13 protein-coding genes and 1 riboswitch are annotated in these 12,613 nt (G+C 43.7%); of the genes, 3 read left to right on the forward strand and 10 right to left on the reverse strand.

Annotated elements, in window-relative coordinates; genetic code table 11:
* Positions 1 to 112: 112 nt before the first annotated feature.
* The gene (locus gpAD87_RS12200; RefSeq protein WP_064638642.1) at positions 113 to 1,345 is read right to left on the reverse strand and encodes a cytochrome P450; all 1,233 of its coding nucleotides are present in this window, start codon (positions 1,343 to 1,345) and stop codon (positions 113 to 115) included.
* A 450-nt stretch (positions 1,346 to 1,795) separates the two neighbouring features.
* On the opposite strand from gpAD87_RS12200, the gene gpAD87_RS12205 reads away from it, so the two are divergent.
* The gene (locus tag gpAD87_RS12205) at positions 1,796 to 2,455 is read left to right on the forward strand and encodes a hypothetical protein (RefSeq protein ID WP_063565185.1); all 660 of its coding nucleotides are present in this window, start codon (positions 1,796 to 1,798) and stop codon (positions 2,453 to 2,455) included.
* Between the two features lie 69 nt (positions 2,456 to 2,524).
* Here gpAD87_RS12205 and gpAD87_RS12210 read toward each other — a convergent pair whose 3' ends face one another.
* Positions 2,525 to 3,130 (reverse strand): TetR/AcrR family transcriptional regulator, encoded by a 606-nt coding sequence (locus tag gpAD87_RS12210; protein WP_064638644.1) that lies wholly within the window; start codon positions 3,128 to 3,130, stop codon positions 2,525 to 2,527.
* A 281-nt stretch (positions 3,131 to 3,411) separates the two neighbouring features.
* On the opposite strand from gpAD87_RS12210, the gene gpAD87_RS12215 reads away from it, so the two are divergent.
* Positions 3,412 to 4,851, forward strand: coding sequence for a DHA2 family efflux MFS transporter permease subunit (locus gpAD87_RS12215; protein ID WP_064640880.1), 1,440 nt, complete (start codon positions 3,412 to 3,414; stop codon positions 4,849 to 4,851).
* Positions 4,852 to 5,014: 163 nt separating this feature from the next.
* On the opposite strand, the gene gpAD87_RS12220 is transcribed toward gpAD87_RS12215, so the two are convergent.
* From gpAD87_RS12220 to gpAD87_RS12240, 5 genes are all read right to left on the reverse strand, one after another.
* Complete coding sequence (locus gpAD87_RS12220) at positions 5,015 to 5,914, reverse strand: TetR/AcrR family transcriptional regulator (RefSeq protein WP_064638646.1); 900 nt, start codon at positions 5,912 to 5,914, stop codon at positions 5,015 to 5,017.
* Positions 5,915 to 5,963: 49 nt separating this feature from the next.
* Complete coding sequence (locus tag gpAD87_RS12225; protein WP_064638647.1) at positions 5,964 to 6,497, reverse strand: GNAT family N-acetyltransferase; 534 nt, start codon at positions 6,495 to 6,497, stop codon at positions 5,964 to 5,966.
* A gap of 43 nt (positions 6,498 to 6,540) precedes the next feature.
* Positions 6,541 to 7,212 (reverse strand): thiaminase II, encoded by a 672-nt coding sequence (gene tenA, locus gpAD87_RS12230; protein WP_064638649.1) that lies wholly within the window; start codon positions 7,210 to 7,212, stop codon positions 6,541 to 6,543.
* A 120-nt stretch (positions 7,213 to 7,332) separates the two neighbouring features.
* A riboswitch (TPP riboswitch) is annotated at positions 7,333 to 7,431 on the reverse strand.
* 46 nt (positions 7,432 to 7,477) lie between these two features.
* A complete protein-coding gene (locus gpAD87_RS12235; protein ID WP_064638650.1) occupies positions 7,478 to 7,768 on the reverse strand; it encodes a hypothetical protein in 291 nt (96 codons plus the stop codon).
* Between the two features lie 8 nt (positions 7,769 to 7,776).
* A complete protein-coding gene (locus gpAD87_RS12240) occupies positions 7,777 to 8,907 on the reverse strand; it encodes an NAD(P)/FAD-dependent oxidoreductase (RefSeq protein WP_064638651.1) in 1,131 nt (376 codons plus the stop codon).
* A 242-nt stretch (positions 8,908 to 9,149) separates the two neighbouring features.
* Between gpAD87_RS12240 and gpAD87_RS12245 the strand changes: the two genes are divergently transcribed.
* Positions 9,150 to 9,965, forward strand: a complete 816-nt coding sequence (locus tag gpAD87_RS12245) for an AraC family transcriptional regulator (RefSeq protein WP_064638652.1) — start codon at positions 9,150 to 9,152, stop codon at positions 9,963 to 9,965.
* On the opposite strand, the gene gpAD87_RS12250 is transcribed toward gpAD87_RS12245, so the two are convergent.
* From gpAD87_RS12250 to gpAD87_RS12260, 3 genes are all read right to left on the reverse strand, one after another.
* On the reverse strand, positions 9,962 to 10,603 hold the full coding sequence (locus gpAD87_RS12250; RefSeq protein ID WP_063565193.1) for an HAD family hydrolase: 642 nt from the start codon (positions 10,601 to 10,603) through the stop codon (positions 9,962 to 9,964). The genes gpAD87_RS12245 and gpAD87_RS12250 overlap by 4 nt on opposite strands.
* A gap of 47 nt (positions 10,604 to 10,650) precedes the next feature.
* Positions 10,651 to 11,244 carry a DUF1349 domain-containing protein gene (locus gpAD87_RS12255; protein WP_064638653.1) on the reverse strand — a complete coding sequence of 198 codons (594 nt, stop codon included), beginning with the start codon at positions 11,242 to 11,244 and terminating at the stop codon, positions 10,651 to 10,653.
* 65 nt (positions 11,245 to 11,309) lie between these two features.
* Positions 11,310 to 12,554: an MFS transporter gene (locus gpAD87_RS12260; RefSeq protein ID WP_082935103.1), complete on the reverse strand. Its 1,245-nt coding sequence runs from the start codon at positions 12,552 to 12,554 to the stop codon at positions 11,310 to 11,312.
* Between the last annotated feature and the right edge of the window lie 59 nt (positions 12,555 to 12,613).

Here is a 12,613-nt window from a genome sequence, read left to right on the forward strand (position 1 = left end):
ATTCTTTCCTGACAGAAAAAGGCCTTGAACGTTATAAAAGCCGTTGATCAGATGTTGTTAAACATCCAATCTACGGCTTTTGTTATTTTGACTGTATGATTTTATCTATATCCTAATGCACAACCTTCATAGGCAAGTACGTCAGCGACTGACCTGGAGCCGAGACGGTAAGGTTGTTTTCCAAATCAAATGATTCAACCGATTCGATGAAAGGTACCCTTTCTACGAATGCTGTCAAAGCAACAATCAACTCCATTCTCGCCAGCGGAGCACCCAGACAGAAATGTGGACCATTTCCAAAGGTAAGGTGTTTTTTGTTATTGGGACGGTGAATGTTCAAGTCGAACGGATTTTCAAATATAGTTTCATCCATATTCGCCGCACTCATCCAGGAAATGACGACATCCCCTTTTTTCAATTCTACACCCAACAGATTATTATCCTTCTTAACGGTCCGGTGTCGCTTGGCGTTATGGAAGCGATAACGAAGCATCTCTTCCACAGCAAGTGGGATCAGCTCAGGGTTCTCTCGTAATTGCACATACAGGTTGGGGTCATCATAGAGAAAAGAATAAAATGTATTAGATACCATGTGACTGGTTGTTTCGATACCGGCCCCGAGCAAAAGCATTGTGGTTCGAACAATCTCATCATCGGAAAACTTCTCGCCGTCTACATCCACTTTCAACAGATCTGTAATGATATCATCGCCAGGCTGAGTCCGTTTCTGAACGACAATAGGGTACAGGAATTGGTAATACTCCTGCGCTGCGACCTGCTTTTTCTTTTCCATTGCCTCTGCATTTTCTCTATTGGCGGGTTGAAACAGAATATCTACCCAACTTTTGAAGCGGTGGCTGTCCGTCAGCGGTATGCCCAACAAATCAGACATAACCATGGAAGGCAATGGTGCTGCCAGTGCTTGCACAATGTCGATTGTTGTATTCAGCTCGATATCCTCCACCAGTTGCTTCGCAATGTTCCGAATCCGTGGCTCCCAGTTTTTCAGACTGCGGGGTGTAAAAGCAGCTGAGAGCAACGAACGGCTTTTTTGATGACGTGGAGGATCTATGCTCGAAATATTCATTTTGTCCGGCGGTGTGCCTTCCTTGTTTTTAGCTCCGACTGAAATGGTAGTTCTTGAGCCTTCGGATGAAAAATATTCATGATTACTTAGTACCTGCTTGACATCGTCATATCTGAACACATTCCATGTGTCTGTATCCTCATGATAGTAGACAGGTTTTTCTGACAACATTTTCCGAAACCAGTGAAGAGGAAAAAACTCTTCCGATCTGGACTGGAAATTGGTAATATCGTGAACACGAATCACTTCTTTGTACATCCAGTACACCGCCTCTCGAACTATTTTATCCAAAGGAAAGAGGGATTTCTTCCATGCCTCTGATAATCATCCCCAGCGCCACTTCAGTTCTTCGGCTCCCTTTGATTCCTCCTTTGTTGCACATGAATTGACAGTTCAGCGCACAACCAATTTTATACTAATCGTATATTATTTGGAATGAAACTTTCGAACTATATTCATTTTATGGAAAATTCAAGGCATATTTTTATACCGTTCGTATATTTAATGACGAGAATTAAGTTCTTAAGGGTTATGTACTTTTGGGCAAAATAAACAAGCTCAAGAAATGAAAACATCATTAATCTGGGATTACAGATAGGTAGGGATGAACATGTCTAAACCTCATACGTGGACCATATGGTTTACTATGGTATGCTTGAACACTAGACTCATTTTTTGCACATCGAGGTTTCGTTCGGGAGGGATACAGTGAATTGGATACGTCCAGTGAATAGAGGAGAATCTGTCTTTAAAGTTAAAAATAATCGCATTATCTACTTTGCAAAATTATCTATTCCACTTAATGCCCTTATCGCAGTTGGGAAAATACTTTTAGGAATCTTTACGCTCTCCTTCTTTTTATGCATTAACGCCTTTTATAATATTGGCATCGCTGTTGCCAAGTATTACGCAGCAAAAGCACATGAGGACTCGAATCTTGATGATTCCAGCCCGGAGGAAATCCTAAAAAAACAATACGCGGCATACCGATTTATAGGCAATATTGTGCTCGCTTCAAGTGCGGTGTACATCATTTATTGCAGTAAGTTATTATTTGTTACAGGCAGCAGAACGCATTATCCTCACTATGCCGCCTTCATCATTGCTGCCGTTACTTTTACCGAAATCGCAGTATCTCTTGGGGGCGCCATTATGGCGAGACGGAATAATGAACCGGTCATTGAAGCCATCAAACTGACGAACTTCTCTTCATCATTGATCTCACTTTCATTAACACAAACTGCGATCATGTCATTTTCATACAAAGGAGATCCTACCTTTTACAATGGACTGTCCGGCATCATTTTTGGTGCTCTGGCAGCACTCATCGGGCTGTATATGATTTTACGAACTCCGACAGGAGATTAGCCCATTTATAATCTGTTGAAAAGACATCTGCGTATAGTTGAGTCTAACTATAGCTGGATGTTTTTTTTGTTATATCAAGTCATTGTAAGAATAAGCACGAATTAAAGAGAACTGTTTGGCAAGGAAATGTGGTGCATAGGGCATGTCATTACGAAGCCAGGATACAATGGTACCAATCAGAGCTGAGGAACTGTACCAGATTGCGATCTCCTTATGAATACCCGCTTGTGAAAGAGAGCTTCCCAGCTCCAAGCTTTCGATCTTGGCCGAAACGAGTGTCGTTAGTAATTTCATGAGCCTCTCCGTAAAAATGGGGGTTCGTCTGGAAGCGAGAACGACGCGATAGAATTTGGAATGATCAGCAAAGTGTTCAAGCAATTTCACAAGCACTGGCCAACCATCGTCTTTGGCAGCATCTTCAAATTGAGGAGCATATTCGTCCACAATTCGTTCAATGTGCTCGATCATCTCGTCCGCCATTTTCTCCATCATGTCTGTGATGTCACGATAATGCAGATAGAAAGTCACGCGGTTGATCGTCGCACGTTCTGCAATTCGATTGACGGATAGTTTCTCGATGTCCATTTCCTGCAACAGATCTACAAAAGCATCACGAATCAACTGTCTTGTACGAAGTATACGAGGATCTGTAGCAGACTTCTTTTCATTTTTCATGCAATATCACTCCTCAAATTTTAAAAATTACAATTTTAAATGATCAGTCGTTTATTTCCGAATTAGACGACATATTTTATTATTTCGTAAAATAAGCAACGAAAATACCCAAAATCGTAAATTGTAATCTACGGGAATATGTATATAATTCAATAAATACAATGTAAACTATACAACACGTTGTAAATTTAGTCACGTGTGGATTGAAAGGATGGAATGGATTGAGTCAGGCTAGATTAAAAGAAAGAGATGACGTAAAAAAGGGCCCCATACTGTTTGTTATGATTTTGGGTGCATTTCTTGCCACATTGAACCAAACCGTTATGAGCGTGGCAACTCCGGAGCTGATGGGGGATTTTAATATCTCAGCAGCAACAGCCCAATGGTTTACGACAGGCTACATGCTGGTGAATGGTGTACTCATTCCCATCACGGCCTATTTCATGCAACGCTTTTCGACACGGCAATTATTTCAAGCTTCGATGTTTATTTTCCTCATCGGTACGATTATATCTGCCCTTGCGAGTAATTTTGGTACACTGTTGACAGGACGTATGGTTCAAGCAGCCGGTGCTGGTATTATCATGCCATTGTTAATGCATGTCATTCTTACCTTGTTCACTCCTGAGAAAAGGGGCGCCGCGATGGGGATGGTCGGCTTTGCCATCATTTTCGCTCCAGCGATTGGGCCAACCCTTGCTGGATATATTCTTGAGAACTACACATGGCAAACGATGTTTTACGGGATGATCCCACTAACCGTTATTGTTATTGGTTTTGCGTTTGTATATCTCAAAAATGTATCGGAACGAGTCAATCTCAAGTTCGACACACTCAGCGTGTTGCTGTCCACGATTGGATTCGGCGCATTGCTGTATGGCTTCAGCCGGGCAGGAACTCTGGGATGGTCAAGCGCAGAAGTAATCATATGCATTGCAGCAGGAGTCATTGCTCTTGGACTGTTCACATGGAGACAACTCGCGTCTGCAAATCCGCTGCTCGATCTGCGGGCTTTCAAGTATAATATGTTCTCACTGACCACAATCATTAATATCGCGATCACGATGATCATGTATGCTGATATGATGTTGCTTCCTTTATACCTCCAAAATGCACGGGGTTACACTGCATTGGAGTCCGGATTATTATTGCTTCCAGGGGCGCTTGTCATGGGCTTCCTGATGCCGATAACGGGTAGATTGTTTGACCGGTTTGGCGCAAAATGGCTGGCGATTATCGGGATGGTCATTACGATTGTAACCACCATCGGGTTCATCGATCTAACGGATTCTACTAGCTATACTTACCTAGTATTGATGTCAACAGGTCGCCGAATTGGTATGGCCTTGCTTATGATGCCTATCCAAACAGCAGGTTTGAATCAACTGCCACCAAGACTAGGACCACACGGTACAGCAATATCCAACACCGTCAGACAGGTAGCTGGCGCTGTGGGTACTTCATTGCTCGTAAGTGTAATGACCAGTCGCACAACGGCACATGTACAGGATATGGTGGCAACGGGTGCAGCCAAAGGCTTAACCCAGCAGCAGTTGGGAATGGAATCCATGATCCAGGGAATTAATGATGCTTATGTTGTCATTATCGGCATTGCCGTTCTCGGATTGCTCCTTTCCTTCTTCATCAAACGTACCAAACAAGCGACGGAGGAAGACTCCAAGCAGCCTGTAAGACAAAAAGTCTCGATGAATACAAATTAAGAACAATATTTACATGAATTACATCATGTAGAGCCTATTGTATCTTATATAAAAAGCGGCAGATCAGGACAATAAGCTTTACGTCCAATCTGCCGCTTTTTTGTGTAGTATTACATAATATAAATGAACAATTTGCCTGCACACGTAAGTAAGAACAGCTGCGTCAACTCGTTCCCTCCATGAGGATCTGCCTGAATTGTTCGAGATACGATCTGCATTCTTTGACAATTCTGTTTGCCTCACTCTGAAGAGAAGACGATTCAAATTCCGTTTGAAACGCCTGCAGCGTTACTTCCAACATGGAGATATTGATCTCTTTCTGCTCAACTAAAACAAGCAACCCTTTGGTCAGTTCTTTCGCTTTAATAGGCACTTCCGATTGGAGAATGGAATGACTGAATTTCTGAAGACCTGCAATCAGGTTATTTTTATCCAACACAATTTCTTTGGAATCAGGAGCGATCATCAAAAGACTTGGAAAATCAATAATATGCTCTTGTCTTTCCAGCATGGAACGAAGCAAGATTTCAATGTAGTTCAGGATTTTGGGCACAAGATGGTTCCAATCCGGTTGGTCAAGATGGAAGTTTCTCCACATGTTCGAGATTTGATGGATCATGCCAAAACCAAAAATAGCCCCTTCATAAGCAAAAGGTTTTAATTCTTTACCAAATACCTGTACTAGTCGTTCAGATAACCAATTTAACTGCATACGAGTCAAGTTCTCTAGATCGCATTCTCCAGAGTAGAAGCCTGTCCAGAATAGCTCCACAACAAGCTTTTTTTCTGGCAAAATCATCGGCACCATAATCTGATCGACCAGTAAATCAAAATCGGAAGCATAGCTTTGGCTCTCCAAATCTTTGCGAATCATCATATCTTCCTGTACACGTTGCTCCAGAATGGCAAGAATACAATCATCCTTCGAGCCAAAGAATTTATAAAATGTTCCTTTGGAAACACCTGACTCGTCTAGGATCATTTGTATGGAGGTGTTGGTCACTCCATGTTTCCCAAAGAGTACAAGCGCTGAGTCCAATAACATTTGTTTCCGCTTATTCATAAGTTCCCCCTGGATGATTTAGGTGGTTCACGTTACGATATCTAATAACCTATTGCAAATCCACTGCAAACATCACATGTTCCTTCCAAATCCCCTTGATTTTAATATTCTGCCGGTCCGTCTCCTGAAAGCCCGCCTTGCGAAGCACTCGAATCGATCCGGCATTGTCGGGCAGCGCACCTGCCTCCACCCGTTTTATGCCCGCTTCATTCATAGCAAAATCCAGTGCTAGCTGAAGGGCTTCACTCATATATCCCTTGCCATTCTGCACCTGATCGAGCACATAACCAACAATCCATTTGGTGGTGGAATCCAGTTCAAGCTCGAACAGAGAGATCTCCCCAATAAGCTCATGCGTATGGTTCAGAAAGATCCCGAAAGAGTACCGTTTCCCCTCTTCCCTCGCCTTGTTCCAACCTTCGAGAAGGGCTACTTGGCCCTCCAATGTATAGAATGTATCCGATCGTTCGCTTGCCGATATTTCTTCGAAAACAGCCCGGTTACGGAACTGCAAATCCAGTAGTCCAGCAGCGTCTTCCACGTTCAAAAATCGTAAATAGATGCGTTCTCCACGATTGTCCATCTGTATGTTCATCCTTATCTCTGGTTGTAGTAGATTGCATTCATCAGAAGTATGAGAGTTGCCGTTTATAAGCCATATCCCAGAACAGATATTCAAATTCAACACTTCTTCTGAATATGTCTTCAATGGCCTCCAGTTCCTGCTCGGTTTTATGTTCACATAATGCATCCAGTGTATCATAGAACCATTCGAATGAGTCGCGGAATTCATCACTTGCATAATTTTCGATCCAAGTCTGATACAAATTGCCCTCTAATGAATCTCGATATTGTTCTTTTAATCTTGTGGCATAGTCGTAATACGTCCACGCACAGGGGAAAATGACGGCGATGATTTCGGCAACACCACCTGTTTGTGCAACACTCATCATATTCGACGTATACGCCTTGTTATACAGAGATGGTTTGACAGCATGATTTTCATCCAGCGTAATTCCAAACTCATTCATATAATTTCGATGCAAATCCATTTCTTCGTACAGAATAGCGTGTTGAATCACCGTAAAGTTCGTCATCAGTTTTTCATCTGTCGCCTTCACCGCACCCATGGCAAAAATCTTCGCATATTCAATCAGATATGTATAGTCCTGAAGAAGATAAAACTTAAACGCTTCCTGATCCAGTGTTCCTTTCCCCATTTCGTGTAAAAAAGGATGGTTGTATCCATCTTCCCATACGGTTATGGACTTATCTTTTAACGTTCTCGAAAATGACATGATCATTTCTCCTTGTATTAAAATTATAATGTCCCAGCTTCACATCCAGCTATCGCGTTTGTCAGCCAAAATGCAGACCAAAAAGCCCTTGTCCTATTTTCGGCAAGGGCAAAATAACATGAGTACATGTCATTTGCTCCCTACGTCAGTATTAACTAACAGGTTCAAAGGGTCAGGTTTTAACCTTCTCAACTGCGAACAGTCCCCCTGCAAATAGCTCAGGCTTATTACAACATGTGTTTTTCCAAATGTCAATCCATTCCTATTAATCTTCAAGTTCCCCTAAATCTTCTTGCAACTTCTTAAGTCGGGTGCGGATATCCTTAATCATATTTTGCAATTTGTTTAACTCATCTACCCATTTTTGCTCATTAGAGACGTTCGTCGCTGAAGTTGAATGATACGCCAGAGACGTCCTTAACTTGTTTAAATCCGATTCGTAACCCCTCCGCTCTTCCTCGGCTTTTGCTAATTCCTCCTCGGCGATGCCAATCTGGTGCTCCAGATAAATAATGTCTGATGCGTTACCGTGAGTTAAGCGCTGTGAATACGTCATCGTTCACCTCATTTCTGATCATCCATTGCTTTTCCAAGGTCATATGGCTGAATATCGATATCCAATTTCATACCCAGAGCCAATTTGGCAAGTTGACTTCCAATAAAAGGCCCCATCGTTAGCCCAGACGCTCCAAGCCCGTTGGCTGTGATTAAGCCATTCCAACCAGGAACAGCACCCATTACCGGAAGAAAACCTGGTGTAAACGGACGGAAACCTACTCTTACTTCCTGAAACGTGCTATCGGCTAAACCGGGAGCCAGTTCCAATCCTTTATTCAAAATTTCCTGCATTCCGCCTGCGGTTACTCTTATATCATAGCCTTCAATATCATTTTCGTGAGTCGCCCCGATCACAATCTTCTGTTGATCAAAGGCTAACAAATATTGATCCGAAGGAGGCATGACCACTGGCCAGTTCCCAGTCTCTTCTCGATCGTGAACCTGCAAATGCATAATTTGCGCCTTCTGATAATCAACCTTAAAGTCAATGCCCAAGGGCTTCAACAGTTCATTAGCCCAAGCGCCGGCACACACAATAACCTCATCAGCCGATATGACTTTACCGTCAACAACCACTCCAGTTACTCGGTCCGATTCATATTGAAGTGTCGCGTCCCCATTAATCAGGACCGCTCCATTTCGCTGTGCCGATCGGATTAAGGCATCACGCAGTGCACGTCCATCGATACGTGCAGCACCACTGATGTAGACGGACTGAAAGTTCTCCTCCAGGAGAGGAAAACGCTCATGGGTTTCTTTTGCATCCAGACGGGTAATATCGGCAATCTCCGGTGCAACTTCTTTACGAAGGTGTGCTCGCTCCTGCATCTTGTTGATTTTCTCTACTTCCGTATGAATACTAAGAGCACCCACTTGAGCGTAACCCGTTTCCGTTTCCCCTTCACTCTTGAGTTCTTCAATCAAACCGGGATAAAAACGTGCACCAGCCTTGGCAAGCTGATACCAATCCTGATTACGGCGCTGAGATAACCAGGGACAGATGATCCCGGCAGCAGCATCCGTAGCCTGCCCTCGATCTTTCCGGTCTATAATAAGAACTTCCGCACCCCGTTTTGCCAATTGATATGCTGTGGAAGCCCCAAGAATTCCTGATCCTACGACGATGACTTTCTTCATGACTGCATCCCTTTCCTAAATCACTGTATCCATTATAGCGTATACTGGTTGGTCTGATAATGGCAAGGCATCGACATTATGATACATATTCCTAAAAGGTTTTCGATAAGTCGTTCATCGAAGTAAATAGTTCGTTTAAATTAATGTTATTTATGTAATATAATTCAAATCAGGTTTCTTTTAACTCTGTATCCACGCCATTTACGCACACGACCTTTAACGAAATGAGGAATAACACAACGATGCCGAAACCTAGTACGGGGAATTCACTGGATACCGATATGCCGCTTATGATTACAGGTCAAAACCAGCTGACCGTAGATGAATTAATGAATTGGAACGGCCATTCACGGGATTACAGTATTGTGCAGTGTATCGGGGGAACAGGGAAAATTGCAGCCCAAAATCATGAGTTTTCGATTCGGAAAGGAACAGCTCTTATTATGTTCCCGGAGGTCACATACCGTTACGACAATCTGAGTGATTCATTGTTGTTCGATTGTTTGTCCTTTAATGGCTATTTATTGCCCCGGTTTCTGCATACCTTGCAGATCGGGGAGCTGCGCGCCTTCAAGCCGGATGGGATGCTCCATATCCTGTTGCGTGAAATAACGTTGGCGCTACAGTCCCCGCACAAGGATCAGATCTGGCACGTATCCGCATTGCTATACATGCTACTGGTCAGGTTAACCATTGATGGCGATCGTTATGGTGCTTATGAACGCTCGGATGCCCGATTAAAGCTGACCGGACTGGTTACTTTTATCAAGCAAAATTATGATCAGGATATCTCGCTCTCCATGCTGGCTCAACAAATGAACGTCACCGAACAGCATTTGAATCGGATATTCAAAAAGGAGTTCCAAATGACTCCGCTTGATTATCTGACACGGTATCGGTTATTGAAAGCCAAAGAAATGCTCGTCCATGACGCCGGAATAACGGCCCACGAGATCGCCCGGGCTGTTGGTTTCAACAGCGCCAGTTATTTTGGATCCGTATTCAAAAAATATGAAGGAATCTCCCCTATCGAGTTACGCAAGCAATACCAGAGTTAAAGGATTTCCATCGTGATCTCTGCCAGCGAGGTTAACCGCAGATCATACTTCGAGAATTCCAGATTACGCGTTACCTCGTTAGGCACAATGACACAGCGAATCCCCGCGGCTTTGGCTGCCTTCAGTCCATTCGGCGAGTCTTCAAACACAACCGCTTCGGATGCCCCGATCCCGAGACTCTCCAGGGCGAGCAGATACAATTCCGGGTCCGGTTTGACCCGCTTGACGTCCTCGGCTGTATGAATGACATCGAATAATTCGAAAATGCCGAGTGTGCGCAAATAACCATGAACCCAATCCCGGGTAGAGCTGGAAGCAACGGCAAGTTGAATTCCCTTTTTACGGGCAGACCGGAGCAACTCATGCACGCCTGGAAGAATTGCTGCCTGTCCCAGGTATGCTTCGTATTTCTGTTCAGAGAGCAACTTGATATGATCGTGATCGATCGGTTTTTGCAGCGCTTGCTCCAGGTATAGAAAAGGATGAAATTCTTCAAACGATGTTCCTACGTTTTTCGACCAAAGCTCCAGCCCAAGTTCAAGTCCATGCTCTTTATAAATATCGCGAAAAGCATAGAACCAGGGTGTTTCCGTGTCCACAATAAGTCCATCAAAATCCAAAATAAAAGCTTTTACCATTTCGCTTTTCTCCCTCCAATGATCAGCCGATTGGCGGGAAAATGGGCTTAGAAGCGTGCAGTCACGTCCGGACGGGTAACATTCATCGATAAAAAGTGACAGGTGCATCCCGTTCCGGCTGGTGACTGTCCAACAATTCCAGCCCGGATCTCCCCCTCTATCGGCATGCCGAAATATCTAATTAATTTCCACTCCACCCCATCGGGTGAATAAAAGAATGAAATGCAGTCCTCCACTTTGCGTATGCGCAGATAAGGGTTGGTTACGGGAACTTCAACCGAATTGCAATCGTCGGATGAACCTTCCTTCGTTACTACCGACACAATGGTAGCCGCTTTTCCATCATACTCAAAACAAAGTTTGCACCAGTTTCGCTCATCCGCCATCACCATCAAACATCCGGAATCATACTGATGTTGCATGTCCACGGTTAGCTGGGTCGTCATCTCAAATTCGTTAGGCACCGGCATCGACAGAAATGGCGCGGTTGCACGGATGTGTTTCCCCGCTGGGTCCTGGAAAAAGTCTGTATCAGCCTGAGCTTCTACAATTAGAACGCCTTGATCGGTATAAGACCAGGTCTTCGGCTCATTAATCCAGTTCATTTGGTTTCTTGTTTCTGTTGCAAATACGTTTGTCATTTCTATGCCTCCCAGGTTCATTTTCTGTATTATATATTCGTTCGTTATACAGAAAACCCCTTCTCCTACATATTTTTGTAAGAACTGATCACTTGGGAGTGTTTCTGGGGATCAGGGAGGAATAACATAATGACCATGAGTACGATGTAAAGTACAAGAATGACACTGAATAACAGCACAGGATTATAGTGATACAGTAGCCCTGTCAGGTAACCTGATGGAATCGCGGTTAACGTCATGACGGTCTGCACTGCCGAGAACATATCCGCTTTTTCATGTGTACCCAATCGGTTCATAAGCAGTGAGTCCCGGTACGTTTGCAAGATGAAATTGCCTGCCGCCAGTACAATTAGAGTCAGAAATAACATGGCTATATTTCCCGCAGGGATCAAAAGAAAAAGTATTGCCCCCACTGTACTCAAAATGATCGAGAAACTGACATACTTCTCTTCTGAACGCCGTTTCAGACGCGGGATAATGACCAAATACAAGAGCATGACGGTTACAGCGGTGACGACCGGGATAAATGAAATAATCTGATCATTGAATTTTAATTGTTCCTTGAAAAAAATCACCTGAAAAAAGTTCAGCTGCAGGATCAGATTGGAAAGCACCGTGATGAGAATAATCGGTAAAAGTCTCCGTTTGTAGAACGATTTGCCGAAAAGTCGCAGACTGGAGGCCAGACTCTGGATCACCCTGGTCTGGCTATGCATTCCCATAAGTTCCTTCCCTACTGCGGTCTCATCCGTATATCGGTTGCGTATGAAGAACATTACGGTCATGAGGATGCCACCGACAAAATAAATACTGGCTAGTGTTGGCACAATGCCAACATCAGCAATCACTACCCCGGCGATCGGTGTCAGTACTCCAGCACCAGTAATGATCATGTTGAGAATGGCGAATACCTTGGATCGTTTATGTTCCTCAACATCCTCAATAATTAGACAGTTGAAGGAAACAGTCACAAATTTGGAGGTTGCATTCAGCAGGTAAGCAATCAGAAACAACCAAAAATTCTGGGAGAACGCCCAGATGAACATGGGAACACTCCAGGCAATCAAATCAAAAATCAGTGTTGTTCGCTTGCGGCCAAGCTTATTCGTGATTGAACCCGCAAATAACTGAAATATAAAGGCAAAATAAAGATTCACCGAATTGATCAAACCAATTTCAATATCCGAAAGTCCGGCTTCCTTCATATATAAGGGAGCATAAAAAAGAACAATCGTGCCCGGAATGGCCCATACCGGTTCAAGTAAGATTGAGTACCGCGAATTTCTCGGCAAATCCTGTAGCAGCTTCAATCGATATCTCCCCCTTTTCTGCGGTGTTTCACCGCTGCGAACTCCTTCTTTTCGCAGCG

The organism is Paenibacillus sp. AD87, from assembly GCF_001659845.1.
GTDB classification, from domain to species: Bacteria; Bacillota; Bacilli; order Paenibacillales; family Paenibacillaceae; genus Paenibacillus; species Paenibacillus marchantiae.